20 protein-coding genes and 1 tRNA gene are annotated in these 16,623 nt (G+C 60.5%); 8 read left to right on the forward strand and 13 right to left on the reverse strand.

All coding sequences use genetic code 11. From position 1 onward, the window contains the following. Nucleotides 1–126 precede the first annotated feature (126 nt). Nucleotides 127–990 carry an N-formylglutamate amidohydrolase gene (locus SJY21_RS09075; RefSeq protein WP_377509249.1) on the reverse strand — a complete coding sequence of 288 codons (864 nt, stop codon included), beginning with the start codon at nucleotides 988–990 and terminating at the stop codon, nucleotides 127–129. A 150-nt stretch (nucleotides 991–1,140) separates the two neighbouring features. On the opposite strand from SJY21_RS09075, the gene SJY21_RS09080 reads away from it, so the two are divergent. The 4 genes from SJY21_RS09080 (at nucleotide 1,141) to SJY21_RS09095 (ending at nucleotide 2,806) form a co-directional block, all read left to right on the forward strand. Beyond that, a tRNA-Val gene (locus tag SJY21_RS09080) sits at nucleotides 1,141–1,215 on the forward strand. A gap of 78 nt (nucleotides 1,216–1,293) precedes the next feature. Then, nucleotides 1,294–1,419: a type B 50S ribosomal protein L36 gene (gene ykgO, locus SJY21_RS09085; protein ID WP_010141322.1), complete on the forward strand. Its 126-nt coding sequence runs from the start codon at nucleotides 1,294–1,296 to the stop codon at nucleotides 1,417–1,419. A 171-nt stretch (nucleotides 1,420–1,590) separates the two neighbouring features. Then, on the forward strand, nucleotides 1,591–1,866 hold the full coding sequence (locus SJY21_RS09090; RefSeq protein WP_377509254.1) for a hypothetical protein: 276 nt from the start codon (nucleotides 1,591–1,593) through the stop codon (nucleotides 1,864–1,866). Further along, nucleotides 1,784–2,806, forward strand: a complete 1,023-nt coding sequence (locus SJY21_RS09095) for an ABC transporter substrate-binding protein (RefSeq protein ID WP_377509257.1) — start codon at nucleotides 1,784–1,786, stop codon at nucleotides 2,804–2,806. Before SJY21_RS09090 ends, SJY21_RS09095 begins: the two co-directional genes overlap by 83 nt. Nucleotides 2,807–2,856: 50 nt before the next feature. Here the strand turns inward: SJY21_RS09095 and SJY21_RS09100 are convergent, their stop codons facing one another. From SJY21_RS09100 to SJY21_RS09110, 3 genes are all read right to left on the reverse strand, one after another. Continuing rightward, complete coding sequence (locus SJY21_RS09100) at nucleotides 2,857–3,324, reverse strand: GNAT family N-acetyltransferase (protein WP_377509260.1); 468 nt, start codon at nucleotides 3,322–3,324, stop codon at nucleotides 2,857–2,859. Next, entirely contained in the window at nucleotides 3,321–4,997 is a 1,677-nt protein-coding gene (locus SJY21_RS09105; RefSeq protein ID WP_377509263.1) for a peptidoglycan-binding domain-containing protein, read from the reverse strand. Before SJY21_RS09105 ends, SJY21_RS09100 begins: the two co-directional genes overlap by 4 nt. Nucleotides 4,998–5,081: 84 nt before the next feature. Further along, on the reverse strand, nucleotides 5,082–5,330 hold the full coding sequence (locus SJY21_RS09110) for a hypothetical protein (protein WP_377509266.1): 249 nt from the start codon (nucleotides 5,328–5,330) through the stop codon (nucleotides 5,082–5,084). 119 nt (nucleotides 5,331–5,449) lie between these two features. Here SJY21_RS09110 and SJY21_RS09115 point away from each other — a divergent pair, with 119 nt between their 5' ends. After that, the gene (locus tag SJY21_RS09115) at nucleotides 5,450–5,617 is read left to right on the forward strand and encodes a hypothetical protein (RefSeq protein ID WP_377509269.1); all 168 of its coding nucleotides are present in this window, start codon (nucleotides 5,450–5,452) and stop codon (nucleotides 5,615–5,617) included. Between the two features lie 54 nt (nucleotides 5,618–5,671). After that, nucleotides 5,672–6,706 (forward strand): saccharopine dehydrogenase, encoded by a 1,035-nt coding sequence (locus tag SJY21_RS09120; protein WP_377509272.1) that lies wholly within the window; start codon nucleotides 5,672–5,674, stop codon nucleotides 6,704–6,706. On the opposite strand, the gene SJY21_RS09125 is transcribed toward SJY21_RS09120, so the two are convergent. From SJY21_RS09125 to SJY21_RS09150, 6 genes are all read right to left on the reverse strand, one after another. Continuing rightward, entirely contained in the window at nucleotides 6,703–7,020 is a 318-nt protein-coding gene (locus SJY21_RS09125; protein ID WP_377509275.1) for a DUF3775 domain-containing protein, read from the reverse strand. The two genes, SJY21_RS09120 and SJY21_RS09125, sit on opposite strands and share 4 nt — an antisense overlap. 78 nt (nucleotides 7,021–7,098) lie before the next feature. After that, nucleotides 7,099–7,836, reverse strand: coding sequence for an SDR family NAD(P)-dependent oxidoreductase (locus SJY21_RS09130; RefSeq protein ID WP_377509278.1), 738 nt, complete (start codon nucleotides 7,834–7,836; stop codon nucleotides 7,099–7,101). A 15-nt stretch (nucleotides 7,837–7,851) separates the two neighbouring features. Next, nucleotides 7,852–8,412, reverse strand: coding sequence for a DUF3833 domain-containing protein (locus SJY21_RS09135; protein ID WP_377509281.1), 561 nt, complete (start codon nucleotides 8,410–8,412; stop codon nucleotides 7,852–7,854). Nucleotides 8,413–8,415: 3 nt separating this feature from the next. Beyond that, nucleotides 8,416–9,645, reverse strand: coding sequence for an MFS transporter (locus SJY21_RS09140; RefSeq protein WP_377509284.1), 1,230 nt, complete (start codon nucleotides 9,643–9,645; stop codon nucleotides 8,416–8,418). Then, nucleotides 9,642–10,397, reverse strand: a complete 756-nt coding sequence (locus SJY21_RS09145) for a DUF1365 domain-containing protein (RefSeq protein WP_377509286.1) — start codon at nucleotides 10,395–10,397, stop codon at nucleotides 9,642–9,644. The genes SJY21_RS09140 and SJY21_RS09145 overlap by 4 nt, the downstream gene beginning before the upstream one ends. Beyond that, entirely contained in the window at nucleotides 10,394–11,689 is a 1,296-nt protein-coding gene (locus SJY21_RS09150) for an NAD(P)/FAD-dependent oxidoreductase (protein WP_377509289.1), read from the reverse strand. The genes SJY21_RS09145 and SJY21_RS09150 overlap by 4 nt, the downstream gene beginning before the upstream one ends. Nucleotides 11,690–11,947: 258 nt before the next feature. Between SJY21_RS09150 and SJY21_RS09155 the strand changes: the two genes are divergently transcribed. Together SJY21_RS09155 and SJY21_RS09160 are read left to right on the forward strand one after the other, a co-directional pair. Then, a complete protein-coding gene (locus tag SJY21_RS09155; RefSeq protein WP_377509292.1) occupies nucleotides 11,948–12,472 on the forward strand; it encodes a sigma-70 family RNA polymerase sigma factor in 525 nt (174 codons plus the stop codon). A gap of 8 nt (nucleotides 12,473–12,480) precedes the next feature. Further along, complete coding sequence (locus tag SJY21_RS09160; RefSeq protein ID WP_377509295.1) at nucleotides 12,481–13,131, forward strand: ChrR family anti-sigma-E factor; 651 nt, start codon at nucleotides 12,481–12,483, stop codon at nucleotides 13,129–13,131. Here the strand turns inward: SJY21_RS09160 and SJY21_RS09165 are convergent. The 3 genes from SJY21_RS09165 to mutL form a co-directional block, all read right to left on the reverse strand. Further along, nucleotides 13,128–13,517: a hypothetical protein gene (locus SJY21_RS09165; RefSeq protein WP_377509297.1), complete on the reverse strand. Its 390-nt coding sequence runs from the start codon at nucleotides 13,515–13,517 to the stop codon at nucleotides 13,128–13,130. The genes SJY21_RS09160 and SJY21_RS09165 overlap by 4 nt on opposite strands. 61 nt (nucleotides 13,518–13,578) lie before the next feature. Further along, entirely contained in the window at nucleotides 13,579–14,808 is a 1,230-nt protein-coding gene (locus tag SJY21_RS09170; RefSeq protein WP_377509300.1) for a DNA recombination protein RmuC, read from the reverse strand. Continuing rightward, on the reverse strand, nucleotides 14,805–16,610 hold the full coding sequence (gene mutL / locus SJY21_RS09175) for a DNA mismatch repair endonuclease MutL (RefSeq protein ID WP_377509303.1): 1,806 nt from the start codon (nucleotides 16,608–16,610) through the stop codon (nucleotides 14,805–14,807). The genes SJY21_RS09170 and mutL overlap by 4 nt, the downstream gene beginning before the upstream one ends. Nucleotides 16,611–16,623: the final 13 nt, after the last annotated feature.

Raw genomic sequence — 16,623 nt, forward strand, 5'->3', positions numbered from 1 at the left:
TCCCGTGGGGGAGGTCGGGCATGGCGCATGCGCGCCGGTTGCGATTGTTGTTTACAGTCGCGCAAACACGGGAATGTCCACTTCGTCCGCACAGCAGCCAATCGTTTATCCAGGACCGACTCCCGATCACTCCGCCGCCACGCGCACATCGCCTGCGGCACCAATCGCGGCCAATTCGGCGACAACTCCGTCCAGCGCCGTCTTGAACGCCTTGTAGTTTCCGTTCGGGCGCACCGTGCGTTCATCCATATACAAAGCGCGGTCAATTTCCACCTGCACCGCGTGCTGACGGCGTGACGGGCGGCCGTAATGTTGCGTGATATAGGCACCGGCAAAGGGCATGTTGCGTGCGACCTTGAAGCCAGCGCTGGCAAAGGCGGCCTCGACCCGTTCCACAACGGACCCGGCGGCGGCAGCGCCAAAACGATCACCCAAGACCACATCGGGGCGCGCACTGCCAACAGGGCTGACGCTTTCGATCGCTTCATGGGGCATGGAGTGGCAATCAATCAAGATCGCCTCGCCAAAGGTGCCATGGGCCTGATCAAGCAAGGCCTGCAACTGGTCATGATAGGGACGCCAGTAATCGGTGATCCGCATGTGCGCTTCGGCCAAACTGATCTTGCCACGCATGATCGCCCGACCATTCGACACCACGCGCGGGATCACGCCCAACCCGCTGGCGATCCGCGGATTATGGGCGGCACGGCGAATCCCGTCGATCAATGCAGGGTCGAATTCTTCCGGGGCACGGTTCAAGTCGACATAGGCGCGCGGGGCATTCGCAAACAACAGCGGTGCGCCCTGCGATGGCGCGGCATCAAACAGCTGATCAACGAACGCATCCTCGGACGAACGGATTTCCCGTGCGTTCAGCACCGCATCGCGCAGGAATGCCAGCGGATAGTCACGCCCCGAATGAGGCGAGGCGAACACCACACTCGTCGTGCGCTGCACAGGTGACACAAGACTGAATGACGGCTTTGACATCGACGCTCCTTTGCTACAGACGATAGCGCATAAGAATAGGTTTCCAAAAGCCCTTGATCACCTGTCCGACTCCTTTTATAGACCGCACACCTGACGCGGTTCGCCCGCGTCCTGTTTCGTTATGGGCAGGGCGAATTGTTAAGGGATCATGGGCGCTTAGCTCAGCGGTAGAGCACTTCGTTGACATCGAAGGGGTCACAAGTTCGAACCTTGTAGTGCCCACCATGAATTTGAACGACCCTTTTGAAAGGGTCAAAATGCAACCAAGGCGCCCCGACCGCGCCGCGAAAGAGGAGACGACCAATGAAGGTTCGCAACTCACTCCGCTCGCTCAAGCAGCGTCATCGCGATTGCCGCGTCGTGCGCCGTAAGGGCCGCGTCTATGTGATCAACAAGACGCAGCGCCGCTTCAAGGCCCGTCAGGGCTAAGCGCGCACCGCTTGACAAAGATAGGGCCGCATCCGGAAACGGGGGCGGCCTTTTTCTTTGCTGACTGGCCAATCTTGTGCAGGTTTTCCCGACTTTACAGTCTTGGTGCTGGCCAGCCTCACCTGGCGGTATTAACCTGCGTGCGATAGCAAAACCAAAGGACCGAATTTCATGGCAAGACATTTATTCAAATTCGCCGCCGGACTGGTATTCGCAGCCGCCCTGCCCGCCACCGCCCAGGACAACCTGTGCGGCGGTGTCGGCGACAACGGCCAGTGGATCGGCGGGGACGCTGCAACCTCGGACATCGCGACTTCCCCTGATTACATGGAACAAATGGCGCTGGTGCTGTTGCGCAACGAATATGTGTCGCTGTTCACCGTCAGCGAAGGCACCGAAGTCCGAAATCGAAGCCGCGGGCCGCGGCAGTGGCGACACACTGATTGATGTCCGCGACGAATCCGGCGAAATCATCCTGTCGGACGACGATTCCGGAGGCATGGGCGCCTCGCGCGGGGAAATGTTCCTTGGGTCGGGCACCTACTGCGTGTCGATGCGCAGCTATGACGGATCGCCGCTGACAGGGTTTGTGCGCGTTGGACGCATGGAACACGACCCCCTGACCCAAGGCCTAAGTGGTGGCATGATGCCAGGCGGCGAAACATGCACCGCTGACACGCCAGCCATGGACCTGACCGGCGATGTCATCGCCGAAGATATCATAGCAACCAACACCATCGACGGCGCGCCGTTCTACCGCTTTACGCTTGCAGCCGACGCACCCATCACCCTGACGGCAGAAAACCCCGATGCCGACCCTGTGCTGACGCTCTATGACAATGACGGCACCCTTTTGGCGGAAAACGATGATTTCGATGGGCTGAATTCGCGGATTGACATGCAAACCGCCTTGCCCGCCGGCACCTATTGCGTGGGGCTGCGCGCCCTTTCCGACGCATTTCAACCTGTCACGCTGACACTCAAGGCCTATGACGCCGAAGAAGTCTTGAACACGCTTTATGCGCGCGGCGAGGCCAGCCCGCCAATGGATGGCAGCTATCCTGTGACCAATCTTGGCGTGATCGCCACCCGCATCCGCGAAGATGCCCAGGTCACAGGCGATACATCGTGGTTCGCGGTTGAGGTCGAAGAAGCAGGCCTGCTTCTGATCGAGGCGATTGCCCAAGGCAACGGTGATCCGGTGCTGGTCCTGTTTGACGATCTGGGCCGCGAAGTTGCCTATAATGACGACTTTGGCGGGAGCCTGGACAGTCAGATCACCGCCCGCGTCCAGCGCGGCACCTATATGATCGGTGTGCGGCAGCTGGATGAATCGATTCAAGGCTTTATCCGCATCCTTGCCGAGCGGTTCATCCCCGCACAGTAAAAAACGGCTTTGAAAACAACCCCGTCCCCGGCGCTGGGGGCGGGGTTATTCTATGGCAATTGCTTTTGCATCACCGCCCATTGCGCACCAGCTTCATCGCTTGCATCGCGCACGTGCAACCACTTGCGCCGCAGCAGTAATCCGAACGCGCTTTGGGTTGTGGTGTGAATTGCGCCATAGCCCTGTTGCCGCGCGATACCCTCGATTGCGGCAACCAATGCCGATGCCACTGCGCGCCCGCGCATGTCAGGCGTCACACATAGCCCGATCAACCACGGGGATTCATCAGCCTTGCCAAACGAATTCTCCGAAAGGGCCGCCGTGCCGATGGCCCGCCCGTCCTGCACTGCAACCACGGCAATCGGTAATCCGGTCTGTCTGATCCGCCGCGCCAGATCGCCATGGGCATCACCGCGCCCGCCTGCACCATAATGCTGCGGCCAAGTCTGCGCCAGAAGCCGGGCCGTGTCAGCGGCAAACTCGGGGGCGTCCGCAAGCAGACGAATGTCAGGTGTCACTGCCTCTCGATCCGGATGCCAAAGCTGTCGGCAAGCAGTTGCACGGCTGTTGCCTGATCAAGGTAGCCCGTGACACCCAGACCTGCGTTTTCCTGATACGCGCGCAGGGCGCTGCGGGTATCCTCGTCAAATTCGCCGTCAACGGCGCCGGGGTTCAGACCCATTTCGCGCAACCGCAGTTCAACAAGTTGGGCGCGGATTTGTGGCAGGCCCAGTGCTTCTTCCTGGGCGCGGGCCGCATCAATCGCCGCTGTGTCTTCGTCGGGTGCCGTCAGCGCGGCAATCCGTGCTTCGGCCTCGGCCTTGAACGCACCTTCTGGATAGGCGGCAAGGTAAGCCTGAAAGCCCGCAACAGTTTCGGTTGAAAGCGCACGATCCCAGGCCGCGCGGTCAAGGGCAACTGTGGCCGCTTCGCGCTCGCCCTCGATCGCAGCCAAACGCTGGCGCGCAAGGGCGGCAAACTGGCCTTCGGGGTAGCGCCCCAGATACGCGCGATAACCCGGTTCATCCCCGCGCGCGCCCGTTTCATCCCAAAACGCGCGGTCAAGGCGCGCCTGTGCAAGGCGTTCGCGTTCAGCTTCGGCGGCCAGTTCGGCGGCACGGCGTTCAGCCTGCGCATCCAAGCGGCTGATCTGTTCCGTCGTCAGATAGGATGTCTGCGGATAGCCGTTTTGCTGCTGCCAGTTACGAATGGCGCTGCGTGACCCGGGACCGAAAATGCCATCAACCCCGCGCGTATTGTAATCGAGCGCCGTCAAGTCGCGTTGAATTTCACGCCGCGCCTCGCGCGTCAGGCTCAAACCTTCTTCGGCCAGACGGTCGGCACGGTTTGGTTCGGCCAGAATTTCCGCAATCGTGGTTTCGGCAATTTCGGTGTATTGCCCGTCGGGGAAACGGCGCAAGTAAGTGCGATAGGCATCAACGGTATCAAGGGCGATTGTCCCTTCCCACAACGCATCCTCGGCGCTGGTGTCAACGACAGGCGTGCCAAGCGGATCAGCGGGTTCAACCGTAATCTCTGCGGGCATAAGCACCCAAGTCGCAGGCACGAAACCTGCCGCCTGCACACGTGGGTTGGCGGCAATCAACACGGCAAGATCAGCTTCGGGCGCCGAAAGTTCCTCGGCCAGAAACGCTGCTGCGTCAGCGGGGGCCGCACGCAAAACACTCACGCCTTGGGGAATATCAAGCGTTCCAATCCCCGCAGCCAGATATGTGTCGTCGATCTCGGTGCCGTCATCAGCCTCGGCCCCGATCAACAGCACGGCGCGCCCTTGCGCCCGCGCCAGAATATGCAGCACGCTATCAACCGACACAGCCCTGTCGCCAAGCGAAAGCAGCGAAGGGCTAGCGGCATCAGCGGTCAGCAACCATGTGCGGCTGCCATCACTCACAAAGCGGCCGGACATCACGACCACCAGTCGTTCCGCGTCCTCCGCGGCGTCGACAAAGCCGGCCAGGGCCGCAAGCGTGGTATCTGCGCGACCGTTCGCAAGCGCGGTGACAGCAAACCCAAGGCTTTCCAGCCCCTGCGCCGCCGCGACAACATCGTCACCACGCGACAGGCGGCCAAGCTGTTCATAGCGCTCCATCCCCAGCACCAAAGCCGCATCCTCGGCCAGCGCTCCAAGGGGCAAAGCCGCCAGAATCGTCGTGATCATTAGGTGGCGCATAGCTGGTCCTTTCGCATCGGATAATCGGGGCGCGCTTGATTTGACGCTACGCCCGCGACCCCTTGTTATGCAATATCGGCGCGTCTAGCTTTCGGGGTGCTCACGCAGATGTTCGGGCAAAACGCGGTTGGGTTTCTTGGCATAACCAATTTCCTCGGCGTGGCGGGCAAGCCAGAAAAACGCAACGATTCCAACCGCAGCCCCGGCAAATGCCAGTAAAATGGCCGTCACAAGATGCCCGGTGCTTTCGTCACCGGCGGTCAGCGCCAGATAACCGAAGGACCAGAAACCACCCCAAGCGACAATGTTCAGAATTGCGACAAACTTGGCCATGACCATACTCCTTTGATGCTTGCGCCAATAGTGAGCCAGCGGCGCACCCGCCGTCAAACGGGTTTATTGTCACGGTGGAATTTGCGGGCGTTTCGGCGAATTTGTGCTAGGCTCGCGCCATGGACCCTATTTCAATCACTTTTTATGCCATGGTCTGTGGCTGCCTTAGTATGGCCGCGCCCCGTCTTGGCGGGCTGGTTCCACGGTTGGCGGTTGGCGCAGGAATTGGCGTGGCCGCTGCGATCTTGCTGCCTGTATTGCGCGGGATGATGGGCTTAACATACTAGCACCCCCGCGCGACTCGGCCTAAGCAGGGCGCGAACACCAACAAGGGGTCAGCCATGCATCTTTGGGTCCGCGCGGAACAACGTGACAATGAACAAAGGGTCGGAGTAGTGCCCGATGGTGCAGCCGACCTGATCGCCGCAGGCTTCACCGTCACGGTCGAGGACAGTGCGACCCGGATCATCCCCACTGACGCCTATCGCGCCGCCGGATGCACCATTGCGCCCGAAGGATCCTGGCCCGGCGCGCCCGCCGACGCAGTCATTTTCGGCCTCAAGGAACTGCCCGACGATGGCACGCCCCTGACCCATCGTCACATCATGTTTGGCCATGCCTTCAAGGGTCAGCCCAGCGGGCGCGTATTGCTGGACCGGTTCAACGCCGGGGGCGGCACACTTTATGATCTGGAATACCTGACCGATGCGGATGGGCGCCGCGTTGCCGCCTTTGGCTATTGGGCGGGCTATGCAGGGGCGGCTGTGTCGCTGTTGTGTCTGGCAGCGCAGCGCCAGGGCAAACACAAAGGGCCGGTCAGCGCCTATCCGACAGCCCAAGCCATGCGCGAAGATCTACGCGCACAACTGGACGACACCCCGACATCGGCCCTGATTATCGGGGCCTTGGGCCGTGTTGGCACAGGCGCGGCAGACCTATGCCGCGAAATGAACGTGGATGTGACGCTGTGGGATATGGCAGAAACCGCCAGCGGCGGCCCCTTCCCGGAAGTCTTGCAGCATGACCTGTTCTTCAACTGCATCCTTGCCCGCCCCGGAACGCCAGTGTTCGTGCCGTTGGATACGGGCAGTCAGCCACGCACCCTGCGCGTCATCGGCGATATCGCCTGCGATCCCGACAGCGATTTTTCCCCTATCAAGGTTTATAGCCACGCAACAACCTGGGCTGCGCCTGCCCTGCGCGTGCACGACACGCCGCCGCTGGATGTCATGGCGATCGACAATCTCCCGTCCCTTTTGCCATTGGAAAGCGCGCAGGATTTCTCGCAGCAGGTATTGCCGCATTTGATGGTCTTGCAAGACATCGACAATGGCGTCTGGGGCCGCGCACGCGCGATCTTTGCAGACCACGCCTAGTAAAGATCGTCCTCGGCATCGCTGGCGGAAATCCCAAGCGAATCCAGGCCGTTCTCAAGATGGTCTGCCAGATGCGGCGATCCCTTGAGGTAGGTTTGCGTTGGCGTTGTCGCCTCGCTCGCGGCCGTATCAATGGCCTCTTCCAGTTCCTCTGGCTCAAAGCTGCCACGACCAATCCACATCACCGCAACAAGACTGAACTTTTCCTCGTCCCGCAGGTTCGACACAAATGCATCAAACTCGGCCTCGCTACGGTCGATGTCGCGCGCAAGGATAATCACCTCGGCAATTTTGTCGGTGCTAATTTTCAACATCGCGCGGGTCCTTTCGGGTGTATGCAGCAAACATACCATGCGCCGCGCCTTCTGTCCCCGCTTTGATCTGGCGCAAACCTATTTCGCGCCGAAAATCCGGTAATACAGCCAGTCCGGCAGAAACTGACTGGCACGAAACACCAAGGAAAACAGCGCCGGAAAGCTTTTCTTGAAGCCGTCGCTATTCATGTGATCAAACATTTCATGAGCGGCCTGTTCCGGCTCCATGATGAATGGCATCTTGAAGTCGTTCTTGTCGGTCAGCTGCGTCTTGATAAATCCGGGGTTCGCGACCTGCACCGTCACGCCTGTCTTGCGCAGATCGGCATACATGCATTCGGCCAAGGACATCGTCGCGGCCTTGGACGCCGTATAGCCGATTGATCCGGGCAAGCCGCGAAATCCGGTCAGGGATGATGTGATAACCACATGGCCCGCGTCGCGATCAATGAACTGTGGCATGACTTGCCCCAGTACCCGCATGAAACCGGTAAAGTTGATATCGGCCATCGCGACCGCTTGCTGCGCGTTCCATTGATCCGCACCAAATGGCCAGTAAACGCCTGCCAGCAGCACGACACCGTCGATCTGGCCCACGGCCTTGGCGGCCTGTGACACGCTGTCGTCATCCGCGATATCCACGGTCTGCACCTGTGATTTTCCGGGCAAGGTTGCGGCAACGGCGCGCAGTTTATCAAGCGAACGGGCCGACAGTATGACTTCGGCACCGGCACGGCTCATCACTTGGGCCAATGCGGCCCCCAACCCGTCACTCGCGCCAACCAACCAATACCGTTTTCCTTGCCATTCTCGCACAATCTTTCCTTTGCTTCAGGCCGCTTTGGGGCGCATCGTCGCGACCAGTTCGGCCACCTTGATCCCGTATTTCCGGAACTGGCTGCGGTTCATGATGGTTCCGTTCGCCGTCAGATACATCCAGTCCACGGTATCCAGAATGTGGCCGCCGGCCTCGTCTGCCAGCTTGATCCGGTAGTTCAACACAACGCTGTTGCCCGCTTGCTGGCCATGTCCGGTGCCAATGACATCAGGCGCCGTGGCCTTGATGGCACCGTCATTGCCAACGGTCAGCGTCCATTCACGATTTTGCACAGTTCCGCTGTCATATTCAAACCGTTCGACCATGCGGCCAACGTTGCCTTGCCAGCTGGCCTCGAAATCCGCGACGAACCGCGATGTGACCCGCCCTGTAGGACCATAGATCACGCCTTCGCACTGTATCGGACCATTCAGGTGTTCGCGAATGCTGAAATCAGGACCAGCGGCTGTGTAATCCTCGGGGCGCTGCGCCTTGAATGAAAAGCGGCTCTGGATCAGCAGGAACGCGATGACGGCCAAAGCAACACCCGCAATCAATGAAAGAAACACTGTCATACCTTAATCCTCAAGTCTGGTGGCGGCCAACAAGGCGATCGCCACAAGTTTCAAAACGGACGGCACAAGCGCATAAAGCACCGTCAACATCATCAGGGCCTGTTCCGGCTGTGTTGCAGCCGCGACAGCAAAACCCGACCGTTCCAGCAGCGGCAACAACAACACCGCCGCAAAGGCCAGCGTGAACTTCGACACCAGCGACCAAAGGCCAAAACCTTGCCCGCCATTGGGGGAAATGGTCGCAAGGCGGCGAGCAAACATCGCGGGCAGTAACGTGAGGTCAGCGCCAATCGTCGCGCCCGATGCAATGCAGATCAGGGCAAACGCAAGCGTATCGCCTTGCCCCAATGTCAGCGTCACGCCAAAGGACGCAACTGCCAGCACCATTGCCGCCAAAAGCACCGGTTTTTCACCATACCGGCGCGCCAATGCGCTCCAGATTGGCGCCGACAGGGCAGCGGCCAAGAAGAACAGCACCAACAGCGGACCTTCCCAACCCGGCGCGCCAAGGCGGCTTTCGACGTAGAACAGGAACAGGGTCGAGGACACGGCAAGCGGCGTTGCGTTGACCAAAGCAAGGATCAGCAAGCGCCGCGCCAGCGGGTCGCGCAGGATATCCCCCATCGGGCTGGGGGGGTGATCGACGCGCGCGCCCGTCCATTCGGGCCACATGAACAACGCGGCCACCACAGCCGCTGCGGCAAAGCCCCACGCAAAAGTCGCAAAGGGCGCGGCGCTGACATCCATCAGCAGTGTTGGCGCGACAGCAGCCAGACACACACCCAGCAAAGCCCCGCTTTCGCGCCACGCCGCAAGGCGCACATGACCTTTGTCGTCATCACCCACCTTGGTGATCCCTTGGGCATAGAAATTGATCGTCAGAAAGCTGAACGCTGTGAACAACCCCGTGATCGTCAGGCCAAACCACCAGATCGGATCAATCGGCGGGGGAACGGCGAACAGGCCCAACATTGACGCGGCCAGCGCCAACGCACCGCCGCTGACAGCGACCGCACGGCCCTGACGCAAGCGTTCACTGATCCAACCCAGCACAGGGTCTTGGACCACATCAAACAGGCGCAACCCAAACAAAACCGCACCCAAGGCCGTCAGCGAAACGCCAAACGTGTCGGCATAGTATTTCGGTGCATAGATATAGATCGGCAGACCCGCACCCGAAAGCACGGCGGCAAAGCCGGTATAGGCCGGATAGCGCTGCGCCAGCGCCGTCATTTGGACACCTCGTCGATGGGTGGTTCAGGGCGCGGGCGATAGGTGACACCCTTCCACCACAACACCAGCGCCTGCCAGTGGATCAACGCCAGCACCCGGCGAGACCCGAAGGGGCGGCGCAGCATCGCGCGCAGGATGCTGCCGTTGGTCAGTGGCTTGCGCGCGCCCGTCAGCGTGGCGATCAAACCGCCATTTCCGCGCGAATAATCAATCCAGATGCCGATGCGATCGGGCTGGATATCAAAGCGGAACGCATACCCGCCCTCGACCGGTTGGAACGGCGAGACATGGAAAATCTTTTGCGCCGTGATCGTGTCGGCCCTGCTAATTTCACGTAAATCGTCGTGGTGGCAAAGATAGGAATGGCGATCACCAAAGGTGTTCGACACCTCGGCAATGACCACGCGCAAGACACCTGCATCGTCATGGATCAGCCAGAATGACACCGGGTTGAACACATGCCCCAGCACCCGCGGTTGGGCCAGCAGATCAACCCGCCCCGTCACATCCAGCCCGTGCTGCGCCAGCACATCGCGCACCCAGGCAGCCCCGCGCCCGTGATGCGGTGCGCCACCATGATCGACGTCCTGCACCGACATAGGGCCACGCGTGTTGCGCCCGAACAGCGCCGGGCGATCCGGCGTGCCTTCGGCATCCAGCAGCACATAGTCGATCGAATAGCGAAAGGCGTTTTTCGTGCCCCCGCGTCGACCATGATAGGTCTCGCCCGCGATATGTTGAACGCGGCTCACTCGGCCGCCATGGCCAGTTCGGCGGTGGTCATTGCCATGACCACATCAACCGCGCTTGATAGCCCATCTTCGTGAAAGCCGTTCTTCATCCACGCACCGCAGAACCACGTCCGGTTCATACCGTTCATGTTCGCCACCGCCTTTTGCGCGTCCAAAGCCGCCAGATCATAGACCGGGTGGCGTAGGGTCACCTCGTCCCAGATCAGCTCTTCGCGGATCGGACGCGTCGTATTCAGCGTGACAAAAAAGTTGTCACGCTTGAGCCATGGTTGCAGCGAATTCATCCAATAGGTCAGGTCAATCTGGTCGGATTTCTTGTCGGCATCCTCGGCATAAACCCAGGACGACCACACCGGCTTGCGCTTGGGCATAATGCTTTCGTCGGAATGCAGCACGATCTTGTTGGGCTGGTATTTGACCGCCCCCAAGACAGATTTTTCGTGCGGCGATGCATCGGCCAACAAACGCAGGGTGTCGTCAGAATGCGTCGCGAAAACCACCTCGTCAAACTGTTCCCACTCGCCACCTTTTGGTTTGATCGACACGGCAATCGGGCTGCGTTCGACCGCATCAATCGGCGCACCAAGGCGCAGGCGCACGCCGCGATTTTCCATCGACGCGCCCAGACGGGACACATATTCGTGGCTGCCCCCTTGCACGGTAAACCACTGATGCTGACCCGTATGGTGCAACAGCGCGTGGTTTTCAAAAAATTGCACCATCGCATGTGCCGGGAAATCCATGATCTTTTCCACCGGCGTGGACCAGATCGCGCCAGACAGCGGCAGCAGGTAATAGTCGCGAAACCACGGGCCGGTACCCAGTTTGTCCAGCAGGCCTGCCACGGTCAGGCCGTCCTCCTTCGAGGCGGCAAGCGCCCTGGCGTTGAAGTGAAAGATGTCACGCACCATGCGCAGAAACCGCGGGTTCGCGGCATTGCGTTTCTGCGCGAACAGCGCCTGAAGCGACGCAAGCCCGTATTCAAAGCGGCCCCCTTCAATGGATGCGCCAAAGCTCATGTTGGACGGGATCACCGGAACGTCCAGCTCGCCAAACAAGGCCGCAAGATGCGGATAGTTTGCGTAGTTGAAAACGATGAAACCGGTATCTACCGCCTGATCACCTGCCGGCCCGGCCATGCGTGTGCGGGCATGTCCGCCAAGCCGGTCTTCAGCCTCGAACAATGTGACCCGGTGACTTTTGGCGAGCATGTGCGCGGCCCCCATTCCCGAGATTCCCGCGCCGATTACGGCGATATTCCTGGGGGCGGCGGCCCCGGTTTCAAATGGCATTGTCTTGTGTTTCCCGATACCCGAATTTTTTGTTGTATTTCTATTACGTTGCACCGCCCCGATTGGATGAATGCTAAATTCGGGAAATGTTGTGATCCATTTCCAAACACCCCGCGTAACCCTGATATGTTCATGGTCGCCGAAGCCCCGATAATTGCGGATGCACCCGCCCACAGTGTTCCTTATAAAAGGGGGAACAGGACGCGCGCTGATTGCAATGGAGGGGCCAAGTTGGCCAAGACTGAACAACCCGATCGCATGATATGGGTCGCCCAACTGGCGGCGATCCGCGACAAGCAGGATGAACAGGCTTTTGCCGAGGTTTTCCAGCATTTCGCACCGCGCGTGAAAGGATTTTTGATAAAGTCCGGAGCAAGCGCCGAGCTTGCCGAGGAATGCACGCAGGATGTCATGGCGACACTTTGGCGTAAGGCGCACATGTTCGATCCGGCCCGCGCAAGCGTGTCCACCTGGATCTTTACGATCGCCCGAAACCGCAAGATCGACCTTCTGCGCAAACAACGCCGCCCCGAGCCGGAAGACCTGACTTGGGGCCCCGAAGCAGAGCCGGACCAGGAAGATGTGCTGGCGCTGCAACAAGATACCGAACGGTTGGGTGCCGCCCTCGCGGCCCTGCCCGACAAGCAACGTAACCTGATCGAGCGCGCCTATTTCGGCGACTTGACGCATAGCGAAATTGCACAGGAAACCGGTCTGCCACTGGGCACGATCAAATCGCGGATTAGACTGGCGCTGGACCGTTTGCGCCACACGATGAAATGAAGATGAACATGACCGAGATCAAACATCACCTTACCGACGCCCTTCTGATGGGCTATTCGGCTGGAACCCTCCCCGAAGCGTTCAACCTTGTGGTGGCCACGCATATTTCCCTGTGCGACGAATGCCGCGCACGGATGCACGAATTCGACGCCGTTGGCGGCGAAGTCATGGAAATGTCATCCAGCGACATGGGTGACGATGCCTTGGCCACAACCCTTGCGCTGATCCGTCAGGACAAGACTTTCAAGACGCCACCCCCCGCGCCAGCCAATCCGAGTGGCATTTTCCCCGCGCCCCTGCGCGATTACACGGGCGGCGACCTAAGCGCCGTGAAGTGGCGCAAGATCGGCGGTGGCGTATCGCAAGCGATCCTGAAAACCGACAAAAGCGCCTCTGTGCGCCTGTTGCGCATCCCTGCTGGCACCGCTGTGCCTGATCACGGGCATCGCGGCACGGAACTGACACTGGTGCTGCAAGGCGCATTCCGCGACGAAAGCGACCGGTTCGGCAAAGGCGACATCGAAGTCGCCAACGAAGAAATGGTGCACACACCGGTCGCCGAAGAAGGGCTCGATTGTATCTGCCTTGCCGCTACGGACGCGCCTTTGCGCTTTAACAGCCTGATCCCGCGGATTGCCCAGCCGTTCCTGCGGATTTAGTCCCAAGCCAGCGGCAAGTACTGCGCGCCGCGCTTCATGTAACCACTGCCACCGGGCGACAAATAGAACGTCCGGTTGCGGTAGGCGCCACTGACCACATCCCATTGTGCCCCGTCACGCAAATGGCCGGCGCGCCCGCGCGGGCCACCCGCGCAGATGTGCGTGCCACCACGGCAGGGATGCAGGGAATAGGTGCGCAAATCACCGTGCTCTGTCACAAGGATCGCGACCGGCCCTTCGGCAAAGGGTTGCATCGGATGCGTGCTGGCGAACTGTGCCGAAACCGCGCGTTCAACATTGGCGAATTCAAACTGGGCCATATCACTGCCCCCGCTGCACCCCGCAAGAAGTGCCGCACCCAAAAGCCCGCTTGCCAGTTTCCGCATGATCCCATCCTTTGCTTGCTGCCCCTAGGCTAGCGCCCGCGCTGCCCCGCGGCAACGCCGATCAGCCCTTGGGCGGTGTCAGAGGCACAACGTTGGGCGTTTCGTCGTCCGGTGCCAGTTCCTCGAAGTCAAAATTGTCGAGGCGGTCGGCCCGTTTGCCTGCCCGCGTGCTCGCCGTCAGAATCCCGCCTACGTCATCGCCCGCCTGTCGCAAGTGAACTTCCAGCTTGCCTGCCTTTTCGCCGATGATTTCCACATCACGGTGCAACTGTTTCAAGGCCTTGCGGATCGTGCCCGCCTGTTCGCGCATCCGCGCATCTTTCAGGATCGCGCGCATGGTGTTCAGCGTTGCCATGCAGGTGGTTGGTGACACGATCCAGACACGCGCATCAAACCCTTCGCGCACGATATGGGGCAGGCGGGCGTGCAATTCGGCGTAAACCGCTTCGGAGGGCAGGAACATCAGCGCACCATCTGCGGTCTCACCTTCAATGATATACTTCTCGCTGATCGCCTTGATGTGGACGCGCACGGCTGCGCCCAGCGTTTTCAACGCACGGTCCTGCGCATCGCGCCCCTCGGCACGGGTGTATTCTTCATAAGCCTCAAGCGGGAATTTCGCGTCTATCACGATTGGCCCCGGCGGGTTAGGCAGATGGATCAGACAATCCGCACGTTTGCCGTTCGTCAGGGTCGCTTGCAGCGCGTAGCTATCGCTGGGCAGCGCCTTGCGCACGATATCGGACAACTGGATTTCCCCGAACGCGCCGCGCGTCTGTTTGTTGGACAGGATGTCCTGCAAGGACAGCACATCGCCCGACAGCTTGGTAATATTGTCCTGCGCCTTGTCGATCGTGGCCAGACGTTCCTGCAACTCGGTCAGGCTTTTGGTGGTCTTTTCCGAATTGCCATGCAGGCTTTCCTTCATGCGTTCCTGCATCTCGACCATGGCGCGTTGTGATCGCGCGATGTTTTCCGACAGCCGTTCGTTCACATGCAGCTTTACCTCGCCCATCTGGCGGGTCACGTTTTCCGACACTTTGGCCTGCGTTTCGCTGACCTGCAAAAGACTGCCAGACAACTGCTGCTGCCCTTGCCCCAGCGTCTGCACGTCCATGTTCAACCTCCCAACCTGCTGCGCAACCTCGGCCACGGATCGGGCCTGCGCACCAGCACGGCGCACCGATACGATCAACAAGACCACGACCAACGCAGCCACAATCAAGCCAAGCAGCACCAGTAACGTCACCGGATCGCTGATGTCATATGTGGTTTCGCCAAGCGTGATCATGTGCGTCCAAACAGCCGTTCAATGTCGGATAGTTTCAGTTCAACATAAGTCGGGCGCCCGTGGTTGCATTGGCCGGAATGGGGCGTTGCCTCCATTTCGCGCAGCAGGGCGTTCATTTCCTCGGCGCGCATCAACCGGCCCGACCGGATCGACCCATGACAGGCCACGCGGGACAGGATCGCTTCAATCCTGGCCTGCACCGACTGGCTGTCACCCAAGTCGGCCAATTCATCCAGCACATCGCGCAGCATGGCTTCGGCGTTGACTTCACCCAGAATCGCAGGCGTTTCGCGCACGGCAATCGCGCCGCCCCCAAACGGTTCAATCACCAACCCCAGGCGCGCCAGATCCTCGGCCAGTTCCAATAGCAGGGCCGCGTCACTGTCAGAAAGCTCAACAATCTCGGGGATTAGCAACGCCTGCGCCGCCACCCCGTTTTCCGCCATCTGGCGTTTGAGCTTTTCATAAACCAGCCGTTCATGGGCGGCGTGTTGGTCGACAATGACAATGCCGGTTGCGGTCTGGGCAATCACATAGTTTTCATGGACCTGCGCGCGCGCCGCCCCAAGGGGCAAATGCGCGGTTTCAACCACCTCGGGTGCGGGTTCAAAGCGGGCCGAAGGCGCGGCCATTTCCGCAAACCCCTGCACGGGCCGCGCAAACCCCTGCGAGGGGCGATCCATCTGATAGACGCGGCCCTGTTCTGGCTGCATCGCCCCAAGAGTCGCCCCCGCCACGGTGGTTGACGCGCGGTGCCCTGCGTTGGCCAGCGCGTGGCGCAACCCGCTGACAATCAAACCGCGCACGATAGCCGGATCACGAAAGCGGACCTCGGATTTGGCGGGATGCACGTTCACGTCAACCAAATGCGGATCGCAATCGACAAACAGCACGGCGGCGGGATGCCGGTCACGCGTCAGGAAGTCCATGTAGGCGCCGCGCAGTGCGCCGATCAGCTGCTTGTCCCGCACGGGGCGGCCATTGACGAACAGGAATTGCTGCACGGCAGACCCGCGCGAATAGGTTGGCAGGGCCGCGTATCCGGTCAGGTGAAACCCGTCGCGTTCCGCATCAATCGCCAGCGCGTTATCGGAAAATTCGCGGCCCAGCACGCTGGCAAGCCGTCCGTGCAACGCATCAAACATATCGCCGGTTTCGGGGTCGGCGCGGAACGTCACGCGCCCCTCGCCGCCACCTGACACATCGCGCAGGGTGAACCCGACAAAGGGTTCGGCCATGGCCAGACGTTTCACCACATCGCTGATCGCCTGCGCCTCGGCGCGATCTGTGCGCAGGAATTTCAGACGGGCAGGCGTGGCGTAAAACAGGTCGCGCAATTCGACGACCGTGCCGCCCGACAGCGCGGCGGGGCGCACGGGGTCAACTGCGCCGCCCTGCACGCGGATCACAGCCGCATCGCCGCCCGCAACACGGCTCGTGATCGCCAAGCGGCCGACCGCGCCCAGCGATGGCAATGCCTCGCCGCGGAACCCGAAGGAATGGATGTTCAAAAGGTCCGACCCGTCGATTTTCGACGTGGCATGGCGCGACAGGGCCAGCGGCAAATCATCAGCAGCAATCCCGCAACCATCATCCGTCACGCGGATCAGCGTCTTGCCACCATCTGCGACGGCGATGTCGATCCGCGTAGCGCCCGCATCAATGGCGTTTTCGACAAGTTCTTTCACGGCCGAAGCAGGCCGCTCCACGACTTCACCCGCCGCAATCCGGTTAATCGCAGCGTCGTCAAGCTGTCGAATAACAGGGCGATTTTCGCTTATCTTGGGGTCAGGAATGGCCATGCCCCAAGGGATA

The organism is Octadecabacter sp. R77987, assembly GCF_042466115.1.
Classification (GTDB): domain Bacteria; phylum Pseudomonadota; class Alphaproteobacteria; order Rhodobacterales; family Rhodobacteraceae; genus SW4.

Bases quoted from the DNA above. Each gene is read 5' to 3' on its own strand.
- SJY21_RS09075 (WP_377509249.1), bottom strand. From the start codon at position 990: ATGTCAAAGCCGTCATTCAGTCTTGTGTCACCTGTGCAGCGCACGACG.
- ykgO (WP_010141322.1), top strand. From the start codon at position 1,294: ATGAAGGTTCGCAACTCACTCCGCTCGCTCAAGCAGCGTCATCGCGAT.
- SJY21_RS09090 (WP_377509254.1), top strand. From the start codon at position 1,591: ATGGCAAGACATTTATTCAAATTCGCCGCCGGACTGGTATTCGCAGCC.
- SJY21_RS09095 (WP_377509257.1), top strand. From the start codon at position 1,784: ATGTGTCGCTGTTCACCGTCAGCGAAGGCACCGAAGTCCGAAATCGAA.
- SJY21_RS09105 (WP_377509263.1), bottom strand. From the start codon at position 4,997: ATGCGCCACCTAATGATCACGACGATTCTGGCGGCTTTGCCCCTTGGA.
- SJY21_RS09110 (WP_377509266.1), bottom strand. From the start codon at position 5,330: ATGGCCAAGTTTGTCGCAATTCTGAACATTGTCGCTTGGGGTGGTTTC.
- SJY21_RS09115 (WP_377509269.1), top strand. From the start codon at position 5,450: ATGGACCCTATTTCAATCACTTTTTATGCCATGGTCTGTGGCTGCCTT.
- SJY21_RS09120 (WP_377509272.1), top strand. From the start codon at position 5,672: ATGCATCTTTGGGTCCGCGCGGAACAACGTGACAATGAACAAAGGGTC.
- SJY21_RS09125 (WP_377509275.1), bottom strand. From the start codon at position 7,020: ATGTTGAAAATTAGCACCGACAAAATTGCCGAGGTGATTATCCTTGCG.
- SJY21_RS09135 (WP_377509281.1), bottom strand. From the start codon at position 8,412: ATGACAGTGTTTCTTTCATTGATTGCGGGTGTTGCTTTGGCCGTCATC.
- SJY21_RS09140 (WP_377509284.1), bottom strand. From the start codon at position 9,645: ATGACGGCGCTGGCGCAGCGCTATCCGGCCTATACCGGCTTTGCCGCC.
- SJY21_RS09150 (WP_377509289.1), bottom strand. From the start codon at position 11,689: ATGCCATTTGAAACCGGGGCCGCCGCCCCCAGGAATATCGCCGTAATC.
- SJY21_RS09155 (WP_377509292.1), top strand. From the start codon at position 11,948: ATGATATGGGTCGCCCAACTGGCGGCGATCCGCGACAAGCAGGATGAA.
- SJY21_RS09160 (WP_377509295.1), top strand. From the start codon at position 12,481: ATGACCGAGATCAAACATCACCTTACCGACGCCCTTCTGATGGGCTAT.
- SJY21_RS09165 (WP_377509297.1), bottom strand. From the start codon at position 13,517: ATGCGGAAACTGGCAAGCGGGCTTTTGGGTGCGGCACTTCTTGCGGGG.
- SJY21_RS09170 (WP_377509300.1), bottom strand. From the start codon at position 14,808: ATGATCACGCTTGGCGAAACCACATATGACATCAGCGATCCGGTGACG.
- mutL (WP_377509303.1), bottom strand. From the start codon at position 16,610: ATGGCCATTCCTGACCCCAAGATAAGCGAAAATCGCCCTGTTATTCGA.